This window comes from Sporocytophaga myxococcoides (assembly GCF_000775915.1).
Lineage (GTDB): Bacteria > Bacteroidota > Bacteroidia > Cytophagales > Cytophagaceae > Sporocytophaga > Sporocytophaga myxococcoides_A.
Genome location: NZ_BBLT01000008.1, coordinates 47,111 through 71,130, shown reverse-complemented (window position 1 = coordinate 71,130; position 24,020 = coordinate 47,111). Strand labels below are relative to the sequence as shown.

17 protein-coding genes are annotated in these 24,020 nt (G+C 35.9%); 11 read left to right on the top strand and 6 right to left on the bottom strand.

The genetic code is table 11. The features are described from left to right. Window positions 1–12: 12 nt before the first annotated feature. Window positions 13–1,800: a glycoside hydrolase family 15 protein gene (locus tag MYP_RS17785; protein WP_045466421.1), complete on the bottom strand. Its 1,788-nt coding sequence runs from the start codon at window positions 1,798–1,800 to the stop codon at window positions 13–15. A gap of 329 nt (window positions 1,801–2,129) precedes the next feature. On the opposite strand from MYP_RS17785, the gene MYP_RS17780 reads away from it, so the two are divergent. The 5 genes from MYP_RS17780 to MYP_RS17760 all read left to right on the top strand — a co-directional run bounded on the left by MYP_RS17780 (window position 2,130) and on the right by MYP_RS17760 (window position 10,697). Then, the gene (locus MYP_RS17780) at window positions 2,130–5,489 is read left to right on the top strand and encodes a S8 family serine peptidase (RefSeq protein WP_081990581.1); all 3,360 of its coding nucleotides are present in this window, start codon (window positions 2,130–2,132) and stop codon (window positions 5,487–5,489) included. 67 nt (window positions 5,490–5,556) lie between these two features. Beyond that, window positions 5,557–6,816 carry a competence/damage-inducible protein A gene (locus MYP_RS17775; protein ID WP_045466420.1) on the top strand — a complete coding sequence of 420 codons (1,260 nt, stop codon included), beginning with the start codon at window positions 5,557–5,559 and terminating at the stop codon, window positions 6,814–6,816. A gap of 99 nt (window positions 6,817–6,915) precedes the next feature. Next, window positions 6,916–8,253 carry a dihydrolipoamide acetyltransferase family protein gene (locus MYP_RS17770; RefSeq protein ID WP_045466417.1) on the top strand — a complete coding sequence of 446 codons (1,338 nt, stop codon included), beginning with the start codon at window positions 6,916–6,918 and terminating at the stop codon, window positions 8,251–8,253. Window positions 8,254–8,395: 142 nt separating this feature from the next. Beyond that, window positions 8,396–8,875, top strand: coding sequence for an NUDIX hydrolase (locus MYP_RS17765; protein ID WP_197060122.1), 480 nt, complete (start codon window positions 8,396–8,398; stop codon window positions 8,873–8,875). Window positions 8,876–8,903: 28 nt separating this feature from the next. Beyond that, complete coding sequence (locus MYP_RS17760; protein ID WP_156140713.1) at window positions 8,904–10,697, top strand: MutS-related protein; 1,794 nt, start codon at window positions 8,904–8,906, stop codon at window positions 10,695–10,697. Between the two features lie 88 nt (window positions 10,698–10,785). Here MYP_RS17760 and MYP_RS17755 read toward each other — a convergent pair whose 3' ends face one another. Then, the gene (locus MYP_RS17755; protein WP_045466408.1) at window positions 10,786–11,175 is read right to left on the bottom strand and encodes a GtrA family protein; all 390 of its coding nucleotides are present in this window, start codon (window positions 11,173–11,175) and stop codon (window positions 10,786–10,788) included. A 371-nt stretch (window positions 11,176–11,546) separates the two neighbouring features. Here MYP_RS17755 and MYP_RS17750 point away from each other — a divergent pair, with 371 nt between their 5' ends. After that, window positions 11,547–12,191, top strand: coding sequence for a class I SAM-dependent methyltransferase (locus tag MYP_RS17750; RefSeq protein ID WP_156140712.1), 645 nt, complete (start codon window positions 11,547–11,549; stop codon window positions 12,189–12,191). Between the two features lie 586 nt (window positions 12,192–12,777). Here the strand turns inward: MYP_RS17750 and MYP_RS17740 are convergent. After that, window positions 12,778–13,377 carry a toxin-antitoxin system YwqK family antitoxin gene (locus tag MYP_RS17740; RefSeq protein ID WP_045466844.1) on the bottom strand — a complete coding sequence of 200 codons (600 nt, stop codon included), beginning with the start codon at window positions 13,375–13,377 and terminating at the stop codon, window positions 12,778–12,780. A 1-nt stretch (window position 13,378) separates the two neighbouring features. Beyond that, window positions 13,379–15,394 carry a toxin-antitoxin system YwqK family antitoxin gene (locus MYP_RS17735; protein ID WP_197060121.1) on the bottom strand — a complete coding sequence of 672 codons (2,016 nt, stop codon included), beginning with the start codon at window positions 15,392–15,394 and terminating at the stop codon, window positions 13,379–13,381. Between the two features lie 357 nt (window positions 15,395–15,751). On the opposite strand from MYP_RS17735, the gene MYP_RS17730 reads away from it, so the two are divergent. The 3 genes from MYP_RS17730 to MYP_RS17720 are packed head-to-tail and all read left to right on the top strand — an operon-like array spanning window position 15,752 to window position 19,263. Beyond that, on the top strand, window positions 15,752–16,561 hold the full coding sequence (locus MYP_RS17730; protein WP_052430321.1) for a hypothetical protein: 810 nt from the start codon (window positions 15,752–15,754) through the stop codon (window positions 16,559–16,561). Window positions 16,562–16,587: 26 nt separating this feature from the next. Then, window positions 16,588–18,603 carry a ComEA family DNA-binding protein gene (locus MYP_RS17725; protein WP_045466399.1) on the top strand — a complete coding sequence of 672 codons (2,016 nt, stop codon included), beginning with the start codon at window positions 16,588–16,590 and terminating at the stop codon, window positions 18,601–18,603. Between the two features lie 48 nt (window positions 18,604–18,651). Next, window positions 18,652–19,263 (top strand): J domain-containing protein, encoded by a 612-nt coding sequence (locus tag MYP_RS17720; protein ID WP_045466396.1) that lies wholly within the window; start codon window positions 18,652–18,654, stop codon window positions 19,261–19,263. A 145-nt stretch (window positions 19,264–19,408) separates the two neighbouring features. Here MYP_RS17720 and MYP_RS17715 read toward each other — a convergent pair whose 3' ends face one another. Further along, entirely contained in the window at window positions 19,409–19,705 is a 297-nt protein-coding gene (locus tag MYP_RS17715; protein ID WP_045466393.1) for a hypothetical protein, read from the bottom strand. A gap of 68 nt (window positions 19,706–19,773) precedes the next feature. Next, window positions 19,774–20,211 (bottom strand): hypothetical protein, encoded by a 438-nt coding sequence (locus MYP_RS17710; RefSeq protein WP_156140710.1) that lies wholly within the window; start codon window positions 20,209–20,211, stop codon window positions 19,774–19,776. A gap of 408 nt (window positions 20,212–20,619) precedes the next feature. Between MYP_RS17710 and MYP_RS17700 the strand changes: the two genes are divergently transcribed. Both MYP_RS17700 and MYP_RS25355 read left to right on the top strand, forming a co-directional pair. Next, on the top strand, window positions 20,620–21,678 hold the full coding sequence (locus MYP_RS17700; protein ID WP_045466385.1) for a PA0069 family radical SAM protein: 1,059 nt from the start codon (window positions 20,620–20,622) through the stop codon (window positions 21,676–21,678). A 351-nt stretch (window positions 21,679–22,029) separates the two neighbouring features. Beyond that, window positions 22,030–23,970, top strand: coding sequence for a leucine-rich repeat domain-containing protein (locus MYP_RS25355; RefSeq protein WP_052430320.1), 1,941 nt, complete (start codon window positions 22,030–22,032; stop codon window positions 23,968–23,970). Window positions 23,971–24,020 lie beyond the last annotated feature (50 nt).

The window sequence follows — 24,020 nt, the reverse complement described above, 5'->3', positions numbered from 1 at the left end:
TTTACTTTTAACTCACAGAAACGTCGGCAAATCTAGTTTCTTAGCAATCTTAAATGCAGCATTCAATTGGCCTACATGGCTATAAGCCTGAGGGAAGTTCCCCCACTGACTTCCTGTGCTGGCTTCCACATCTTCACTAAGTAAGCCCAAGTGATTTTGAAATCTCAATAACTTTTCAAACTCTCTTATAGCATCCTCCGTTCGCCCCACCATTGCCAGTGCTTCCACATACCAATATGCACAGATTAAAAAGGTAGATTCCGGCATTCCGAAATCATCTTCATGTTTATATCTGAAGAATAATCCTTCATCTGTTTTAAGACCTTCTTCCAGCGCTATTAAATGCTTTCTTGCTCTGTCGGAATTGGGATCCAAATATCTCATGGTTATTAACTGTAAACAGGAAGCATCAAGGTTTTTGCCACCTACAGCCTGAGTATAAACTTCCCTTTCAGGATCGTAACAAGCTTCTATCTGCTTTATGGCAAGCTCTTTAAGAATTGTTGCCTTTCTTATGATCTCTTCGTTCTTGAAATATTTTCCGATTTTAAGAGCAGAACAAGCTCCAGCCCAATGAAATAAAAATGTATAACAGTGCTGCTGAGCAATATGCCGGAACTCCCAAAGGCCGGCATCGGGTTCATACATGGTGTCTTCTATTTTTCTCAACGTATGGTTGATAAGTCGTTGGGAATAATACCTTCCTCCTTCTGAGAATCTGGTATCTACATAGAGTGGCAGCAAAGCTACGAGCACCTGGCCGTATACATCATTCTGAATATGGGTATAAGCATCATTTCCTACCCTTACAGGTTTATTATTTTCTCCATATCCATGCAAAGGCAATTCCCTCTCAATCAATGCTTTTCTACCTGTAATTGAATATAGAGGCTGATATCGGTCAGTTTCATTGATTGTGATATTTTCAATATAGTGAAAATATCTTTCCAGTTCTTCAAAGTGACCAACGTTGTGGAAAGCATTTAGGATATAATAAGTATCTCTCAACCAGCAATAGCGGTAGTCCCAGTTACGGGTAGTTCCGGGATATTCGGGTAAACTGGTCGTCCCTGCAGCTATAATAGCGCCAGTATCTTCAAACTGGTGAATTTTCAGACATAAAGCAGACCTGATAATTTGCTCCTGATAAAAAATTCCAATGCTTGTACTCTTCACCCAGTTTTGCCAGTATTTTACTGTCTTCCACAAAAAATCTTCTGCTGTTTCCTCCAAAGGAGCTTCAAGAGGTATCCCATAAGTAAGAATTAAATATTTAGCTTCATTCAATACAAACGAACTTTCATCAGCAATAAAATTAAGAGCTATATTTGTCGTTAACCTGATTTGCTGAGACAGCCCTATAAATCTTATATGACTGCTTCCCTGGTATGCTTCAGGAACCAGCTCTCCATATTCACCAACTGGCTTGCAGGAAACCTTTACCCTTGGAGAACCTGACAAAGGTTCAATTTTACGCACCAGCATTAAAGGTTTAAAATTTCTTTCATACTGATAAAATCTCGGAGCGAAATCTGTGACCCTAAACCTGCCTTCAGAACACTCAAAATCCGTCACAAGGACGTTTGTGTTTTCAATATACTTTTGACTGGATACAAAATTTTCTTCATGTGGGAGAATAGAAAATCTGCCTCCTTTATCTTTATCCAAAAGTCCTCCAAAAATAAAACTACTGTCAAACTGCGGCCAGCACATCCAGACAATATTTGCAGTTTTATCAATATGAGCCATAAACGCACAATTGCCTATAATGCCCATTTCGTAGGTATGCCTTTTCCCCATATATTCTTTTTAACTCTGATAAAAAATCTTATCTGTCTAACCTGAAAATTGGCTTATGGTTTGAATCAATTTAATCCCTCCTCACCAGAAACACAATAAACCCACTGACAATCAAAACAATAAAAACACAAAACCATTATATAAATTAAATTTATTTACTTTCGGCACAGTAGAAGGATCAATATACTGAAAATACCCTGTCAATAAACTAAAATTTAATTATTTAAATTTAAAATTGTATTTTAGATACACTAATTATATCAGGAATTCAAATCAAATTTATACCTGCGGTTTTCCCCGCTCGTTAATAGAAAATAAAATCACCTCCTATGTATAAGAATTGTCTACTTTTTATTCTCCTCTGTTTATCCTTTTTGAAGACAACTGCCCAAAATCAATTAGAAATCCCGGGCATAAGCACTGATAAAAAGGGTCGTAAAATTCTTCGTAATACAATTAATGTTAAACTAAAACCTGGAATATATGATTCGATAAGAACCGGGAAACTTAATCTGGAACCTGAACTAAAAAAAATATTAAAACAAGCCGGAATACGAGAAGTAAAAGCATTGTTTTCCGACCTTGATATACAGCCTGACCACAAACGAAAATTCAGTTCCGGAATCGAAAGACTTCATAGAATACATTATTCTGCAGATTATAGCATAGAAGATATGATTGACCTGCTCATGCGCACGGGATATGTTGAATATGCAGAACCAGTATTTGTGGAAGAAATGCTCTATCTACCCAACGATCCAAAAGCTCAGCCTTATATTAATCAAAACGACACAAGTCTTTTTTATCTTTCCCGGATAAAAGCGTATGAAGCATGGGATATACACAAGGGTGATACCAATACTGTGATAGGCATAATTGATACAGGGGTAAGGCCCACTCATGAAGACCTTAAGGACAATATAAAATATAACTGGAATGATCCTATCGACGGAGTCGACAATGACAATGACGGTTATATTGATAATTTTGCCGGATGGGATCTGGGAGATAATGATAATAATCCTACAGCAAGCGGTTCACCTCATGGAACATCTGTAGCTTCTATTTCCTCTGCAACTGGAGATAATGGAAAGGGAGGAATAGGGACAGGGTTTAAATGTAAGTTTATGCCTATAAAAGCATCTCCTACAAATGCAGGAGGCGCTATAGCCTATGGATACGAAGGCCTTGTATATGCTGCCAGACATGGTTGTAAGGTAGCAAATCTCTCATGGGGAGGTAGTGGTGCATTTTCTCAAACCAATCAAGACATTATCAATTATGCAGCCTTGGAAAAAGATGTTTTGATCGTTGCAGCTGCTGGTAATACTAATAAAGAACAGGATTACTACCCGGCATCTTATGACAATGTGATGAGTGTAGCGGCTTGTGATACTGCATATTCCCCCTCTGCAGGTAAACTAATTGAAATAAGAAGATTAACTTACAGCACCTATGTAGATATATGTGCTCAGGGGATAAATATAACCATAGCTTCCAACAATGGAGACAATGCATACACAAGAGATTTAGGGAGCTCCTATTCAACTCCAATGGTTGCGGGGGCTGCTGCAATTGTAAGATCCAAGTACCCCCAACTGACAGCCATTCAGGCAGCAGAACTTTTAAGAGTAACAGCAGATGTGATGGATACCTTCCCCGAAAACCTTGAATATAAAGGAAAGATGGGAAAAGGAAGATTAAATATGTACAGAGCCCTAACCGATTCTGTTTCACCTGCAATAAGAATTGCCGGATACAAATATAAAGGTCAATTCGGAACTTATACCTATAGTGGAGATACAGCGACTCTTTCCTTCAAATTCATTAATTACCTTCAACCATCTTCTGCTAATTTAGATGTGTCCTTATCATGCGATGCTCCTTATATTCATGTCCAGGATAATAAAATAAGCATAGGGGCTTTAAATACCCTTGAGATGATAGAGAAAACTGATGATGTTTTTTCTATTACTATTGATGAAAATGCACCCAACAATGCTATGATTAAATTTCGCCTTGACTTTCAAGACCCTACAACTAACTATATAGATTACCAATATATTACCTTACTCATCAACCCAGATTACAGAGTTATTGATACAAATCAGATAAGTTTTACAGTTGCTGGAAATGGCCGACATTGCTATAGTGACAAGGATAATACCAGGGGAAAAGGTATGGTTTATAAAAACTCTTCAATGATTTATGAAACGGGTTTAATGATTGCAACTGATAAAAATACAGTTTCTGATTGTGTACGTTCAGAACCATATAATGTTGATCAAGACTTTGAAGTGACAAGACCAATTAATTTTGTTAAACCTATACATTCTAATGAAGAAACTTATGCTGAATTCCAGGATATGAGGTCCACAGGCACTAAAGTAAAAGTAAAACAGAGAACTTATGCCTGGAAAAATAATCCGGATGATAACTATGTAATAGTTGAATATAAAATTCAGAATGCTTCGGATAAAACCATAGATACGCTTTACACAGGTTTATTCACAGACTGGGATATTAATGAATATAACTACAATAGAGCAGACTATGACTATACTGATAATATCGGCTATTGCTACAATACATTTCTGAACGGCCTATATGGTGGTATATCAATACTTACAGAAGACAATCCGATTTGTTTTTCAATAGATAATGGTAATGTTGCGGGAACAATTAATCCGAATGACAATATTAATGGTTTTAGCACACAGGAAAAGTTTTCAACTTTATCCAAAGGTATAGGTCGGAAACAAGCTGGAGCGAGCGGAGCAGGCTATGATGTTTCCCAGGTAGTAGGTGTTTCGCTTTACAATATGAAAGCAAATGAAACAAGAACAATCGCATTTGCATATGTTGCAGCCAAAGATTTATATGATCTTAAAATGAGTTCACGAGCAGCAAGAGCTAAATATTATGAAATTAAGAAGAGCCCTTTACCTGTTGTACAAAGCAACTATTCGTTTTGCAAAGGTCAACAGACTGATATAACAATAAGCCCTACCAATGGTAACACCTTTAATTTTTATAAATCTCCAGGACCTCCCAATTTGTTGTTTACTGGTAAAGAATTTCATATTGAAAATCTTACCAAGACTGATACTATTTTCATAAGCAGTATTGATTCACTATTTGAAAGCAACCTTGCCAGAGTAGCATTGAACTTCCATGAAAGCAGTCAGGCTGACTTTTCTGTAATACCTGATACTGTAATAGACATCAATTCCAGAGTTTATTTTGTAGATCAGAGTTTAAATTCGGTAAACAGACTATGGGATTTCGGTAATGGTAATAATTCCACTGCATCACTGGCTTCATATACTTACGATACGCCTGGAAATTTTGATGTAAAACTGATTGCAGAAAATAGTTACGGATGCAATGATACCCTTATTAAAACAATAACCGTGAGAGTAGCAACATCTATAAATGCTTTAAATGACGGACTTGTAAATATTTATCCTAATCCTGTTGAGAATTATTTAACGTTAAATTTAAGTCAACTTAGCAGTGCTTGCACGATTTCAATAGTAAATGTACTGGGTGAAGAAGTATATACAGAATATCTGGATACACAGTTTAGCAATAAAGAAGTTAATACAAGAAACCTTACTTCAGGTGTTTACTTTTTAAAAATTGTTTCAGGAAATATGATCTTGACAAAAAAATTTAATAAGCTATAAATTCTGAGACAATTTCAAGATATTTAGCCTCCCACCAATAGAGTGGTAGGCTTTTGTTTTTTTTATTATGAAAACTATTCAGGCAGAAATACTTACCATAGGTGATGAAATACTCTATGGACAAATTACCGACACCAATTCTCAATGGATTAGTGAGCAGCTTACTTCCATAGGAATAAAGGTAATTAGAAAAACATCTGTAGGTGATGAAGGAAGTGAGATGGTCAAAGCCATTCAGGAAGCAGAGCTTCGGGCAGACCTGATTATTATTACAGGAGGACTTGGACCAACCTCAGATGATCTCACCAAACCTGTTTTAACTCAATACTTCAACACTAGGCTCATTCTTCATGAAGAAGCGCTAAAAGATCTTACTGCATTTTTTGAAAGGCGAGGCAGGGAACTTACCGAAATAAACAGACAACAGGCATATCTTCCTGCAAGCTGCACTATTATCAGGAACTATTATGGTACAGCCCCTGGAATGTGGTTTGAAAGAAACGGAAAAGTTCTTATTTCAATGCCAGGAGTACCATATGAGATGAAAGCTATGATCACAGAACAACTGATACCCAAAATCAGAGCTTTTTTCAACCCTCCTGTTATCATTCACAAAATGATCCGCACCTCTGGCATTGGAGAATCCTTTCTCGCTGATAAAATCAAATCATGGGAAGAGAGTCTCCCTTCTTTCATTAAACTTGCTTATCTGCCTTCTCTGGATGGAGTAAGACTCAGGTTGACAGCAATTACAGATAAGGAAAAAGAAACCGAAACAGATAATTTTCTGGAGAAAGAACAAGAAAGACTTCGCGAAATCATTGAAGACTATATATATGGATATGGAGAAGACAATCAGGAGCAAGCATTGGGCAAATTACTAATAAAACATAAACTGACTATCGGATCCGCTGAAAGTTGTACAGGAGGAATGGTATCTGCAACAATTACCTCCGCACCTGGTAGTTCAGAATATTTCAAAGGCGGTATAGTTTCTTATGACAATGAAGTTAAAATAAATGTACTGGGAGTAAAAAAAGAAACACTTGCAGAATATGGCGCTGTGAGCGAAGCTACAGTAATAGAGATGGTTAATGGAGTACAAAAACTACTAAAAACAGATATTGCCGTGGCTACCACTGGAATAGCTGGTCCCGGAGGAGGATCAGCAGAAAAGCCGGTAGGAACCATATGGATAGCGGTAAGGATAAAAAATAAAACCAAAACCAAGAAACTTCAATTGGGGAATATTAGAGAAAATAATATAAAAATGACTACCTACGCCGTTTTCAACCTGATCAGGGAAACTTTGCGGGAAAAGAATTGAGAAAACCTTCAAAAATATTAACTTTGAACGGATTTGAAAGTTTGATTCTAAAAAACTGAAGGTCATTTTAACTTAACAGGCTAATAGTAAACAGCTTTTATGGCATTAGTAGAAATGGTGATGCCCAAAATGGGCGAAAGCATCATGGAGGGGACAATACTCCGTTGGTTAAAAAATGTGGGAGATAAAATCGAGCAGGATGAATCTGTTCTTGAAGTAGCAACGGATAAGGTAGATACAGAAGTTCCGGCAACTGCTTCCGGAGTTTTGAAAGAAATACTTGCCCAAAATGGAGAAGTAATTCCTGTTGGAAAACCAATTGCAATTATTGCTACTGAAGGAGATGACCAAAGCACGGCCCCTGCTGTGCAAGCAACACCCAAGGAGACTACATCAAATTTAACGACACAAACATCTGTTGTCAAAAATGAGACACCAGCTAAATCGCATATCTCCAACGGAGAATCTTTGAGATTTTACTCTCCACTAGTCATGAACATTGCCCGTCAGGAAAATGTAACCATGGCAGAACTGGAAGCCATCAAAGGTACAGGCAAAGATGAGCGCGTTACTAAAAATGATATTCTTGATTATATCCAGACTAGGAAAACCTCTACGGTAGCGTCCTCTGAGAAACAACAATTTCAAGAAGCTCACAAGAATGAACAGAAAAAAGAATCTGCTCCTCTGGACCAGTTAAAACCCGCTCAATCATTATCCGGCAATTTTGAAATTATCGAAATGGACCGCATGAGGAAAATGATAGCAGACAGAATGGTTGAGTCTAAAAGAATTGCTCCTCACGTTACCTCATTTGTAGAAGCCGATGTCACCAACATCGTATACTGGAGAAACAGAGTGAAGCAGGAATTTATGGAAAAAGAAAATACTGCTCTTACATTCACTCCAATCTTTATTGAAGCTGTAGTCAAAGCTTTAAAAGATTATCCTATGGTTAATGTATCTGTCGACGGTGATAAAATTATTGTGAAGAAAGACATTAACATAGGCATGGCTGTAGCCCTTCCTAGTGGAAACCTGATTGTTCCTGTAATCAAAAATGCTGATCAGCTTAATATCATTGGGTTGACCAAAAAAGTAAACGACCTAGCAAAAAGAGCAAGAGCAAATAAACTTACTCCAGACGATCTTTCAGGCGGAACTTATACAGTATCAAATGTAGGCTCTTTCGGAAATATGATGGGAACACCAATTATTATGCAGCCACAGGCGGGTATACTTGCACTTGGTGCGGTTATTAAAAAACCTGCTGTTATTGAAACACCTCAGGGTGATACATTAGGTATCAGACATATGATGTTCCTCTCTCACTCCTACGATCACAGAGTAATTGACGGTTCCCTCGGAGGGATGTTTGTAAGAAGAGTAGCAGACTATCTTGAACAGTTTGACATAAACAGAAGAGCTTTTGCATAAAGCAACACATCTGATTGATATTCAAATAATGCAGACTCCTATGGGTCTGCATTATTTTTTTAGGTATCCAATTAAATGAATTCTTCGATGTAAATTTTTATATTTATCCTTCTTTAAATTGCTTAATAAGTAAACAATGTTTATGAAACAAAAAGCCAAACTATTATTCTTCACCTGCCCGGAAAAAGACACCCCATATGCATTGCTTGGAAGAAGAATAAGCAAAGAAGGCGAAGAATACTGGTGGATTCCAGGAGGTGGTGTGGAAGAAGGTGAAACCCTATTTCAGGCAGCAGCAAGAGAATTATCGGAAGAATTAATTCCTACAAAACAAATAACTGATACTATAAGCAAATATCAGGAACTAGCCACTAATCCTCCTTATATACAATATTCAACAGGCAGTTCAGATAATTACATTTTCTTTATACAGATCCAACACTATAGCGGAATTCTGGAAGATAAAATCGGAATAGTTGATGAATTTGAAGAGCTTAAATGGTTCGATCTGAATAATATCCCACCAACCATGTCAAGGGAATTCATTCATCTTAAAGATTATCTTACAAAAGAAAAGATAGAAGCATTTATGCAAAACTTTGATTATACAAGATTCTTATAAACATTCAACAGAATCAAATACGCAAAAGGTGAATCCAGTGAATACCATACCTAAAGATGTTTATGAAAAACAGCTTAAGGCATTTATTGAAATAAAAAACAAAATTGAAAAAGATCAAAGTCTGACCGGAACCTTCCGATTACTTTCGGCTATTGCATTTCTGGCTTGTCTTTATTTTATGATCCAGGATGCAAATACATTCAATGTATTTGGCTCTGCGGCTTTACTCTTTGTTTTTATTGCGTTTGTAATAAAGAGTCTTAACCTGAAAATAAAAAAGAAATTCTATACCACCTTAATAGACCTGAATCAAGGGGAGTTGAATGGGCTTAAAGGAGACCATTCCTTTTTCAAAAATGGAAATGAATATATTAATCCTTCCCACCCCTACTCCTACGATCTTGATTTATTTGGTGATGCTTCCTTTTTCCAATCCATAAACAGGACTTGCCTTCCTGAGTCTTCATTCCGACTTGCTTCAATTTTATTAGAACCACTCAGCAACAAGCAATCTATTCTGGAAAGACAGGAAGCAATTAGCGTTTTAAAAGATAAAGTTGAATTCAGGCAATACTTTTATGCACATGGCAGTGAAATAACCAATGAAGAAAGTTCACAAAAAGCATTGTTGAATTGGCTTCATTTGAAATCAGACATTATAACAGGTTTTATAAGAATAACATCTTTAACGACCCCTTTCATCTGTCTGGCTTTAATAATCTCCTCCATATTTGTGGACGGTCTCTGGACCTATATAATGCTCATTGTTGCATTTCATTGGGCAATATATGGGATAACTATTAAAAAGGTCAATGCATACCATCAGATTATAGGTAAAAAGCATAATTACCTTTCAGGATACCAGAAAGTCTTGGAACTTATCCGCAAAGAAGATTTCGACAATGCAACTTTAAAATCTTTTAAAACCAAAGCAGAAGAAGCACACATTGCTTTCACCAGTCTAAAAAAACTTTCAGGTATGTTTGATTACAGGCTCAATGGTTTATTCGGTCCTGTAATGAATTCATTTTTCCTCTACGATTTTCATTGTATCCATGCATTGGAAAAATGGAAAAAAGAACACCATGAACAAGTAAGTCAATGGTTGAATACCTGCGAGTATCTTGATATCCTGAACAGTCTGGCAGGCTTTGCCTTTAACAATACGAAATTTATATTCCCAATCATTTCAGAAGGCAAACCAAGAATTTATTTCAAATCGCTAGGACATCCGCTTATTCCTGAATCTAAAAGAATTACCAATGATTTTGAACTGGGATCTTCACAAAATCTAATGATAGTGACAGGTGCGAATATGGCTGGCAAAAGTACTTTCTTAAGAGCTGTAGGTTTAAATGCTTTACTAGCCCAGGTCGGTTGTCCTGTTTGCGCAATTCACGGAGAAACATCAACACTTGATATATATTCAAGTATGCGAACTTCAGATTCTTTAAAAGAGCAGACTTCCTACTTCCATGCTGAATTAAAAAGACTTAAGCTTATCATTGACTTAGCACGTAAGGGTGCTCCGTTATTGATTCTTATTGATGAAATGCTTAAGGGCACAAATTCTGATGATAAGCTTACAGGATCTATTGCGATGGTTGAAGAATTAAAAGATCTGAATTGCGCTTCTATCATTGCAACTCATGATCTAGCTCTGGGAGATACTGAATTAAAATATCCGGATAAGATCTGTAATTTCTGCTTTGAAAGTTTAATCGAAAACAATGATGTAACTTTTGATTACAAAATGCGACAAGGGAAAGCAACCAATAAAAATGCTACATTTCTTATGAAGAAGATGGGAATTATCAGATAAAGAGAAATATTATATCTCCTTCAAAAAGAATACTTGAGTTGAATATCATTTCTGTGACTACCTGTCCGGCAATGATTCTCTCAACCAACTAAGCTTTAAAAACCAACATTTTAGACCCAAAAAAATTGGATAAAACTGTTGTACCAGTAGCTACAACCTGAGCAAAAATTTCAGAGACGTGATAGTTTTCCACTAAAAAATCAAGAATAAACAGATTCACTGCCAATGAAAACGAGTATAAAAGCAAATATTTCATAAAATAACTTTTATTCGCTTCATCATCCCTTGAGAAGGTCCAGTTTTTATTGATATAAAAACCTGTTACAAGTCCGGTTAAAAATCCTATTGTAGAGGCTACCAAATAATGAATTTCAGTAAAATTGATCAACGCTATAAAAATAACATAGTTTACTGCAGTACAAATACCTCCTACTACTGCAAACCGAATAAATTGATCCTTAAGCTTTGTACTTATCATAAATTAAGATTCGCACATTGTTCAAATGTAACAGTCCTTTAAAAGCTCAAATTTAACATTAAAACCTGAAGAAAATCTGAAATATTATAAAAAAGAGGTAATCAAACCTGCAAAAAACATCAAACCACTAAAAGTCAACTCACTAACGTTTAATATTATGTAATAACTAAAGGTTCTTTCTTTTATTGTTTAGCTTACTAAAAACTCTTCAAATATATTTTTCAATCAATTACACTTACAAGTTTTGAGAGACATTCGAAATGTTGTTGAATATTAATTTTACGAGTTAGTTTTTTTTGATATTTTTACAAATTGTTTTTTTTCTTAGAAAAAACAGAATTTTGTATAAATTTTTCATTAAAAAAAATATCATGAGATTAGGTCTACCGTCTAAGTTTAGATTTTTAGACAAATATTTTTCAACGAACCAGTCGTTTATACTTTTAGATATTGGAGCAGGAAATCATTCTGCTGCAAATACAAAAAAATGGTTCCCTAAATGTGTCTATCATGGAGTAGATAGAGAAAAGGATTACAATAACAGTGAAACTGATCTTAAATTAATGGATCAGTTTTATGAGATGGATCTTACCCTGCTAAATTTTCATAATATCCCTGATAATTATTATGATGCCATAATGATGGCGCATGTAATAGAGCATTTGCCAAATGGTACGGAAGTTATAAAAGCATTAGTACCTAAACTTAAACCTGGAGGACTTATATATATTGAGTACCCCGGTATAAAAAGTACTACATTGCCAAGCAAGAGGGGAACCCTTAACTTTTTTGATGACAATACACATTGCAGAATTTACACAAAAGTTGAATTGTACAACACATTAATGTCTGCTTCCTGCACACCTATTAAAGGAGGAACAAGACGCGATTTTCAAAACATGCTTCTTCTACCCATAAAGTTATTTCATAATAAAATAAAATACGGATATGTAATGGGTAGTGTATTTTGGGATTTACTTGGTTTTGCTGAATTTGTGTTAGCCAGGAAAAAATAATATTTTTTGCTAAAAAAAAGATAAAGTTGCTATTACAAAAAGTTGGCTTTATTACTAATTGCCATATTTGTAACACACCTAAAATATGTTCACAAATACGTAATTTCATATTATGCAAAATATAGCCGCTCAATATATTACTAACAGGAAATGGTACGGGTTTTAGTATCAGAAAAAACAGCTAGCTTGATTCTATTGCTATTACATATTGTGCAATAACACAGTCCCTAACATAGATTTTGTTTGGGTCAAGTTGATTTAAGCTATCTAAAAGTCAGTCAAATTATCTACAATCACTATAGGTATTGCAGGCTCCTAATCTTGCTTTAATTTTGAATTATGATTTAGGCAAAACTTACAAGTAATTAAAACATTGCTCCTCCTACATCGATTACACAATCTACAAAAAAAGTATAAGGTGAATTATAAGTATATTTTGGTGCTAATGGATAAATAGTTAAAAATTTCCCTATCCTTGAATAATAGGTTATATAGTTAAAAGCATAATTCCCATTAAACTCCCCTTCTTTTTCCTGCGCTTGATACCATACCTTTACAACCCAGTTAGACCTACAACCGGACAAGCTCAATACTCATATATCATATCCGGCTTTCCATTTTTATAAATCTTCCACTCTCCTTTCATTTCGCCATTGACATAGTTTCCAGAAGATTCAATTTTTCCATTTTTATAAAACTTTGCAGGACCTTCTTTTATGCCTTTATCGTAGGAGGCTTCATGCAGTAACTTACCTGCTTTATCATAAAAATACCAGATGCCTGTAGCGGTACCAAAGGAATACATCCCCTTATCTTTTACTTTTCCATTCTCATAATAGGTTAACCACTCTCCTTCCTGCAACCCCTCTTTATAAGGACCTTTTCTGAACAACTTACCTGACGGATAATATTCGTATGCTGTATCTTCTTCCAGACCCTCCTTCCAGTTTTCCAGTGTGTTCAGCCTTCCTTTAAAATCATAACGTTTTACTTTACCGTCAAGCACACCATTGTTATAGATCTCCTCAGCCATGATTGTGCCGTCCTTATAATAAAATTTCCAGGAACCGACTTTCTTTCCGTCTTTTGCTGTGCCTTCAGCTTTAACCTTTCCGTTATCATACTTTTCCACCACAACTTCCTGAGCATACGACAACCCACTTGCAAGAAGTAGTATTGCTATCATTTTAAAGATCTTCATCTTCTCCCTCCACATCATAGTTTCTAATATCTTTTAACTTTCCCTGTTCATAGTACCTCCAGACCCCTGAAAGCTCATCTGATTTGTAAGCTCCTTCTGCTTCGAGTTTGCTGATATCCGTAAAAAACTTCCATGTACCGGAGCGAAGTCCGGCCTTCATTTCTCCTTCTCCTTTTAAGACTCCGTTGGTATGATAGTATTTCCATTTGCCTTCCGGTAAGCCATTTTTAAAGGCACCTTCTGCAGACAGCTTTCCGTTTTCATGATAGCTTTTGGAATATCCATTACCACCTTTCACACCACTTTTAAAAATGACTTTACCATCTCTGAAATAAACATCACCAGAGTTCACCAGCTTACCTTTGGCCCACTGACTTTCTTCATTAAGCTGACCATTACTCCAATAGGTTTTCCAGGTTCCGTCTTCCTGCCCTCCTACATAGTTGCCTTCAGACTGCAGTTTACCATTCTCATAATACTCTTTCCACGGTCCTGTTTCAAGTCCAGCCGAATATTCACCCTGAGATTCAATGATACCATTTTCATAAAAGGTTTTCCATAATCCGTCTTCCAATCCGTTAAGAAAATAACCTTCCATGGATTTTTTACCTGATTCAAAAAAACTCGTCCACAATCCTGATTTCACGCCATCTTCAAAGGACCCTTCACTGGCAATTTTACCATTGCTATAATATTCCTTCCATATGCCTTCCTGTTTACCATTCACATATCCACCTACTGCTGCAAGTGTATCGGTATCATAAAACTCCATCCAGTCACCTTCTTTTTCCCCGTTAATATAATAGCCTTGGGAAAGAATATTTCCATTTTCATGGAATTCAGTCCAGAGACTGTCTTCCAATCCTGCCTTATAATAACCCAATGCTACAGGAAGTCCATCTTCATCAAACTCTTTATAAAGGCCCTCCTCTTTACCGTCTTTCCAGGTAGTCTCTGCTGAAAGTTTTCCGTTTTCATAGTACTCCGTCATTTTACCATCTTCTTGGCCTGCTTTGAAGGTGAGTTGCATTTTCAAGGTTCCGTCTTCATAGTAAGATTTGGCAATTCCATCCTGAAGTCCATTTTTGTATGGTATTTCAGCAAGGAGTTTTCCTGAAGCATAATAAAACAATCTCGTCCCATTGCCGCCTTTAAATGTACCTGCACTTAGCCCAATTCCCTTTTCATTATAATATCCAGGAACATCCGTTAATTTTCCCATTGTCCAAACCTCATGAACTTTCAATTGACCTCCATCATAGTAGTACTTCCAATTTCCATCCTGCAAATCATCTTTATATGTTCCGGTAGATTTCTTTTGTCCACTTTCAAAAAATTCCTCCCAGGTACCTGTAGCTTTTCCATCTTTATAAAAACTCCTGGAGGCTAGTTTACCATTTTCATGATAAGCCTTCCACTCCCCTTCCTCTTTGCCATCTATAAAGGCGCCTTCTCTTTGCAATATCCCGGAAGGATAATATTTTTTAGTCATCGCATTTTCAAGATCATCCTTATAGACGGATTCATAATAAGGCTTTCCGTTTTCATAATACTCTTTCCATGGGCCTGTTCTTTTACCATCCTTTAAAGCTCCGTCAATTTTAATCAAACCATCCGGATAAAACTCCTTCCATGTTCCTTCTTTTTTATCCAAGATATAAGCGCCATCCACAGAGAGCTGACCATTTGAATAATACTCCTTCCATGCCCCGTCCTGTTTGCCATCAGTAAATTTTCCGTCAACTTTTAATTTTCCATTATTATAATATTCTTTCCATGGACCATGTTCTTTTCCGGTCCTGTAAGTCGCTTCAAGAGCAAGATTCCCACCGGGATAAAAGTTTTTTACAGCACCATCTTCTCGCCCCTGACTATACCCCATTTCAGCTTCCAGAAAACCGTTTTCATCATAAAACTTCCAGATCCCCTGTCTTTGCCCATTCTCCAGCAGTCCTTCTCCTTTAATTTTTGTTTTCTCTTCATCATAAAATTCTTTAGTCATCTGGGCTTTAATACTTTGTGAAATAAAAACCGAGAAGGCTAAAATGAAAATGAATGAAAATGCTTTTCCTTTAATAATCATGGGTAAGAAATATGAGTAACAATAAAACCGGTTTTTAAATTAAATATATCCGGTAAATAATCCAATAATTTATATGTAAACGAATTCATTGCTCCCAAGGATATCTTCCTTTTTTCAAAAAACTATAATTCTCATTTTCAAGGATTTTAATTTTCAGAAACTTCTTTTAAATTCAAACCTTCAACCAACTTTTTAGCTATGTTATTTCATCAGTATTATTTTCGGAATTTTCGGATTCCACTAAACATTAAATGTCAGCTAATCAGGTTATAGCCAATGAGACGCCTGATTTTATTAGTTCTCTGTGGTTTTATAAGTTATAAAGCTGCAGGAACCGGATATCCATTTCCAGCAGGCTCAAGGTCGGTTGGCATGGGAAATACTTCTGTTACAGGAACAGATTTATGGTCTGTTGTTAACAACATATCCGGACTAGCCGGTTTACAAGCCCCTGCTTGTGGAATATATTATGCCAGTTATTTTGGAATAAAATCCCTGAACAAGTACAATGCTGCCGTTGCCATTCCATACAGGCAACTTTGGACCGGAATAAACATTTCAAGATATGGAGATGAAAATTATAACGAAAGTTTCCTTGGACTAGGTCTTGCTCATAAAATCAGGAATGTAAGTCTAGGATTAAAAGCGGACTTATTTCAATTACAGATAACAGAAGAAAAGAATATCCACAAAGTTCTCATTTCCTTCGGTGGTCAGGCCGAGCTTAGCAAGGAGCTGTCTTTTGGAGCATATATATACAATATGAGCCAGGCGAAAGTAAGGAAGGATCTTGAAGAAAGATTACCCACCATAATGAAGCTTGGTATCCTTTGGAAGCCCTCTTCCAAAATCGTGCTTTCAGCGGAAACAGAAAAAGAGATCAGATATTCCATAAATTGGAAAGCAGGGCTGGAATATACTCCAGTGAAGGGATTCAGAATATGGACAGGTATTAATACATTCCCTTCAAGAGTGTTTTTCGGAGCAGGAATCCGAAAATACAATTTTGAAATAGCTTATGCCGCAGGAACCATGAGTAAAGCAGGATCTACACATCATCTGAATCTAAATTATTTTTTCCGATGATACGATCTGTAGTCATAATCATTTTAATGAGTATACCCATTATCACCTTTGCTCAGGATGAAATCCAGGATATAATGCTGAATGAGCTTACTCCTGCTACCAGTGAAGATGAACAAGAAGCCATACTCAACAATATTTTAGATCTTTTTCAGGAGCCTATAGATCTTAATAAAGCAGAACGGGAAGACTTACAAAAAATAAATTTTCTCTCTGAGCAACAGATTGAAGGAATTTTAAAACACAGAACCATATCAGGCCGATATGAATCTATCTATGAATTGCAGGTCATTGAGGAACTGGATCCTTTAACTATCAAAAAACTACTATCTTTTATCACCGTTGTCTCTTCTGACAATTCATGGAATGGTTTATTTGCAAGAATTTTCAACAATCCTGGAGATTTGATAATCAAATACGAAAGAAGCCCTGACAATAAAAAAGGATACTCATCCAGTGCATCAGAAAGTACAAAGTATCTGGGACAGCCATACAAAACCTACATCAGGATAAAGTCATCTAAAACCAAAGATTTCAGCATTGGATTGATTGCAGAAAAAGATCCTGGTGAAATATACAAATGGGATCCGGATAAAAACTACTACCTTTTCGACTTTGCCTCTTTCCATATTGGTTTATATAACAAAGGAAAACTGAAATCATTGATCGTTGGTGATTACAAGCTGCAGGCAGGACAAGGACTTGTATTCGGGTCAGGATATTATCTTGGTAAAAATGCAGAAGCCATATCAGGAATTAAAAGAGCGGGAAATGGTATACTGGCCAATACATCCGTGACAGAGAGCGGATTTTTCAGAGGAACCGCAGGGAGTTTTGTTTATAAAAGGATAACGATTACAGGATTTTATTCTTCAGTGAAAAAAGATGCTTCTGTTGCAACTGAAGTGTCAGACTCATTATCAAGTGAATATTTTTCTACAGTATATTCAACAGGATACCACAGAACTGCAAATGAGATTGACAAGAAAGCTGCTATTAGCCAAAGAGATGCAGGTTTTACTGTAACATTTCAAAATAAAATACAAAACCTGAATATCGGTTTAAACTTCATCAATTCTCATTTCAGCAAATCGTTCGAAAGAAAAGCCAACATCTATAACAGCTTTGATTTTAAAGGTCAGGACAATACTTGCTATAGTTTAGATGCATCTTACAGATTTTACAACTTTTCTTTATTCTCAGAAGCTGCTGTCTCTCAGGGAGGTGGAAAAGCATTGATAGGAGGAATACTTACAAGTCTGCACAAAAAGGTTGACTTTTTATTTCTATTGAGAAAATATGACAAAGACTTTTATTCCTTTTATGGCAGAGCATTTGGAGAAAACACCACTAACAAAAATGAAACGGGATTTTATTGGGGGGTCAAAATTTCCCCTCACAAAAAGTATAACCTGACTGCATACTTTGACACCTACACTTTTCCTTGGTTAAAATACAGGACTTATGAACCTAGCCGTGGTAATGACTTTAACATACGCTTCATCTATCAACCATCAAAGACAACTCTTGCTTATATTCAAATACGCAAAGCAATTCAAGAGCAAAATGGTTCAAGAACCAATATTACTTATGCTACTGAACCAATCATTGCTGAGACACGCACAATAGGGCTTGATTATAAGGCTAACGAAGTCATTACTCTTACAACAAAAATCATTCAGACAAAGTCCCGAAAAAACAATTTGAATACTAATGGTTATTTTCTTATTCAGGATATAAACTTTCATATCAGGGGTATAAAACTTTGCCTGAGGTATGCCTTATTGGACGCAGAGAACTATGATAACCGTACATATGTTTTTGAGAAAGATGTATTAACGGGATATGCACTTCCAGCCTATTACGGTAAGGGTTCCAGAGCATACCTTGTTTTGCATGGAAGGTTATTAAAACATTTTGGCTATTGGATTAAGTATGGTTATTACATTTATCCTTTTATGGACATGACCGGCATCGGATCGGAAGAAACAGAAGGTAACATCAAATCTGAAATAAAAATTCAGTTACGTTATACCTGGAGATGAAAAATTGCTAAAGTTTATTAAATTCGTAATAAAACCAAAGGGTAGTTTATGGCCGTTTCATTTTATGAAATTCTTGAAATTCCGCAAAGCGCAAGCCAGGAAGACATAAGAAAGGCGTACAGAAAAAAAGCTAAAATCTGGCACCCGGATATAAACAAATCTCCCGATGCACATACAAAGTTTCAACTGCTGAATAAAGCATATGAAACGCTTGCCGATCAACACAAAAGGTTCATTTACGACCAAAGAACAAACACTAATCAGCATACTCATTATCACCAACATACCAATTATCAACAAAGCTATGCATATGGGCATACTTATGCTTTTCAGTACAGTGACCCATTGGAAGTATACCGCCAATGGGCAAAAATAAAAAAGGAACGTACTGAGAAAGAAGCAAAACTGAAATATGAAGAATTTCTGAAAAACCGAGAAAGATTCCGTAATTCCGCTATTTATTACCCCACACTTCTGTTTATTTACCTCGCTACAGCACTCTGTTTCTTCATTGGGCTATTTGTAATCGGCCTTTGTACTTTTCTGATATTTAAGCTTCACTTCATTCTTCTATTCGTTTTATCTCCTTTTATTTGTGCCGGAGTTTATTTCATTAAATGTACCGGAGATTGGTATAAGGAGGCGAAGAGATATTTTTAGAGTTTAAAGTAGAAAGCTTAAGTTGTGAAATTCCTTAGTAGAGACGATATGCATGGCGTCTCTCAATCCGTAAGAGGCGCATTTTAAATTATCAGTAGATTAGGAACAAGGTTCTAAAAACAAAAAAAGGGCTTTCGCCCCTTTATTAGTCATATAAATCGTAATGATTTTCTTCCAATAAAGCTTTATAATGCTCCGACAAAGACTTGCTTTTAAATGTTTGGTAATAATAATTTGTCCTCTCTCCTCCTATTACAACCTGTGTCTTATCCACCGGGTGCGGGCCGCTAACCCCAACATACCACTCTTCTTTTCCTTCTTCAGTCAGACCAGAATACTTATATAAATAATATCTTCCTTCAACTCCTTCTATCTTTTTCACTTTACTATTTACAAGTACAAGATTATCAGTAATCATATCATCCGAAAGAACAGCTGCCATGTCACTTTCGGCAAAATAACTTTGCTTTAGGTATTTTGCAGGAAATAGGCTTAGCTGATCTTTCTCTTTCAGAATATGTAAAGCCTGATTCTATAATACTTATCAGATGCAAGCTTATCAATCACTGAAGGATCAACTTTAATTGCAATGCTTAAAAGTATTCTCACAGCTTCTAACGCCACATAAGAACTTTTCTGTTTTGACAACTCTTTTAATAAACTTACATAAGAGCTATTTTCAGGAAAGTTCTTCATCAATTCAGATGCTGATATCAAGTTTTCTTCAAACAGATATTCATTTGTATTATCGTCAATATTACTTGCCAAATCAGATTTAAAGTATTCTATTATGACCTTTTCATAAGACTTAAAGTAAGACGGACTAATTTTGCTGTTATCTATCAAGGTCGACGCCAAATTATACAGGTCTCCTCTATAGCCTGCATATTTTATGTGCTCAAAAAACTTTGGTAAAAATTCAGCATTCAATTCAAGAGAATCAGACAATGCCCTAAAAAGATTATTGGAGTACGAGCTTTCTGGAATCTTTTCAGCGGTTAATCTTTCAAATACAATATACCCTTCCTTTGACTTTTCTGATGTTGCTGGTTTTTCAGGCCATAATGGTTTTTCAAATCTAACAAACTAGGTGAACAGGGAAAAAAGCTGATTTTGAGTATAAAGCTTCTAGATTTCATATCAAAACTCTAATTTTTAAACTTAATGCTCCAAAGTAGAGCAGGTCATAACTCCAATTTTTAACCAAAAAGCTCTAAATTAAACAGATTTAAACGCCAATTTTTGAGCGGAAAGAAAGGATATCAGCTATAAGAACACTGAATTCGGAAATATTTTAGCAAAAAATTATATCCTGAAGAATAAATGCTAATAATTTTAGTATCTTTACTAATAATTATGGCAGAAAATTCAATTAAGGGAAGAGGAGCTCAGATTAACTCCAAAAATCCATATTTAAAAGATACCTACGTTACCGAACATATTGAAGGATTGGATGAACCTTTATTAAGTAATAAAGCCACTACTTTTCTAAAGGAGCATCCAAAAAAAATAGTAAATAAAATAGATAGCCCTGACCTGAGAGGAATGTACTCCATGAACCCTTATCAGGGGTGTGAGCATGGCTGTACTTACTGTTATGCCAGGAATACCCATCAGTATTATGGTATGAGCGCAGGGCTTGATTTTGAAAGGAAGATCATCATGAAGATGAATGCTCCTACACTTCTTGAAAAGTTTTTTGATCATAAGGATTATACCCCTGAACCTATCATGCTAGCAGGCAATACAGACTGTTATCAGCCAGTGGAAAGGAAAACCGGTATTACGCGCAGATTACTGGAGGTTTTTCTTAAGTATAAACATCCTGTGAGCATCATTACCAAAAACAGTCTTATTCTCAGAGATCTAGACCTGCTAAAAGAGTTGAATGACGATAATCTTGTGCATGTAAATATATCTATTACATCACTTGATGAATCTTTAAGGCAACAACTGGAACCAAGAACTGCCACGTCGCACAACAGGCTTAAAGCAGTTGAAGCGCTGGCGTCTAACGGAATACCTGTAAATGTAATGGTGGCGCCTATTATCCCTTCTCTGAATAGTGCGGAGATACCTGAAATTATTAAGGAAGCTGCAGCAAGAGGCGCCAGTTCTGCTGCTTACACAATGGTCAGACTTAATGGTTCTATCGGAGAAATATTTGAAAATTGGATTCATCAGGCTTATCCTGAGCGCGCTGAAAAAGTCTTAAATCAGATTAAGGAATGTCATGGGGGAACACTGAATGACAGCAGATTTGGCACAAGAATGAAAGGAGAAGGACCAATTGCCGAAGCGATTGCAGACCTTTTTCATGTGTCTGCACAAAAATATCTAGGGGGTCGGAAGATGAAACCTTTAAATCTTGCAGTATTTAAAAGACCTGAAAAGGGGCAGTTAAGTTTATTTTAAATTCCTATTGAGGCTCTCAAATTGCTCCATTGGAATCAAAAATGAATTTTCCTGAATGAGTTGTCGCACTTTTATATTAAAACAAACTTATTTCCTGTTATTTAATGGCTCAAAATACCATTGTAAATTTTAAAAGCCTCCCTATCTATCCAAGATAGCGGCTTTTTTTATTTTAATACCTAAATGGAAACCTTTTTTTTCGATATCAAAATTAAAGAAATCAAGGATCGATTGGAGGAGCGATTGAGACTACACAGTATGCATAGTTGTACAAAAAACACAACCATCTAAATTTCAATTATTAGAATGCCTAAAATTGATATTTTCTTTTTAATTTGAAAAAAAACAAAAATGAAGAAAAAATACATACTACTACTACTTTTATTAATTTCTGTCACCACTTTTGGTCAATATGTTTCTATACCGGATGTTAATTTTAGAGAACATTTAAAAAACAAATATCCCTCCTGTTTCGATAAAAATGAATTGCTCGACACAACCTGTACAGAGATTGTAAATGAAACATCCTTGTATCTGTCTCAAAAAAACATTTCAGATCTTTCTGGCCTTCAGTATTTTAAAAACCTTTCATTTCTCGATTGCGGAGGAAATAAACTTTCCTCTCTACCACCTTTACCAAAAGGTTTAAGTATATTGTTCTGTCCAAGTAATCAGCTTATTTCGCTACCTTCTTTGCCGGGAGGACTCTACAGCATCACATGTTCTTCTAACAAACTTTCAAGTCTTCCAAATCTTCCATACACGCTGGTATCGCTCTATTGCGACAATAACCTTCTTACTACTTTGCCATCACCACCTTCAACTCTTGTCAGACTTTCATGCGATAACAATCTGCTAGAACAATTACCTTATTTTTATAAGGGGCTTGAATGGCTGTATTGTTCAGAAAACAAAATTAGATCAATAAATTCCTTGCCTGAATCCCTTACATATTTAGTTTGTAACTCAAATAACCTGACTGAACTTCCTTCGTTGACAAAAAACCTTGGGGTATTGTCTTGCAGCAAAAATCAAATAAAGAACCTACCTTCACTTCCTTCCAATTTATATCAGCTATACTGTGACAGTAATAATCTGGGAACTCTTCCTACATTGCCAGATGGACTTCAGATATTAAGTATATCCTTCAACCATCTTACAGGTCTACCTAAGCTTCCTGCAAATCTTACGAGTCTGCAAGCTGACCACAATTGTTTTGAAACAATTCCAGAAAATCCCAGACCCGAATTTTTAACCAGATTTGTAGTCACCCCAAACAATGAAAACTGCGAAGCATTTTTAGCTAAATATGTTACAATCCCTGATCCCAACTTCAGGACATTCCTTATATCTAAATACCCATCATGTTTCAATACCAGCCAAAAAATGGATACAACATGCAGTAAAATTACAGAAGTTACACTCCTTGAGGCATCGTCTAAAAATATACAGGATCTTGATGGAATTCAGTATTTTGAAAACTTATACAGACTAAACTGTACGGCCAATAAGCTAAAAGCTTTACCTAAAAAACTACCACCCCATCTTGCATCACTGGACATTAGTAATAATGAATTTGAAAGCTTGCCTGCAATTCCTGAAAATCTATTGCAATTTTATTGCTCGCAAAACAAACTAACCAGTCTTCCCTCTCTTCCACCAAAGCTGACTGCCCTAGGTTGTATCAACAATAGTATTGAAAATCTTCCTGCATTGCCAGATGGACTTACAGATTTTGGATGTAGCAACAACAGACTGGTAACACTTCCTGCCTTGCCACCACTTCTTAAAATTCTTAACCTCAAAAACAACCTTTTGCAAAGTCTCCCGGAACTTCCATCAAAGCTTACTCATCTTTATTGCAATAACAATGAACTGACCAAATTACCTGCCCTACCACCGACTATACAAACTTTGGAGTGTACTTCAAATCGATTAACAGCATTACCAGAACTACCTTCGAAAATTCAATCTGTTATTGCATACAATAATTGTTTTATAACTATTCCTTATATTTCAGGGATATATATAAACGCATCTCCCAACAGACCCGATTGTATCGTTACAGGAATATTAAATGGCTCCCCTATTTCACCAGGAAAAATTTCATATCATAAACCTGGTTATATTCATATTCATGAATCTGGCCATCTAGAAGTTTATAATAGTATTGGATCAATTGTAATAAAACAGTACCTAAGAGAAGGGGATGTTTTAAATGTTGAGAATCTTATTCAGGGAGTTTATCTCTGTGTAATAGACATGGAGATGTTCAAATTTGTTAAAGATTAAGTTCCAAAAGTATTGCAGAACACCTTTTTGTAAAAACCAAAGAAACTACT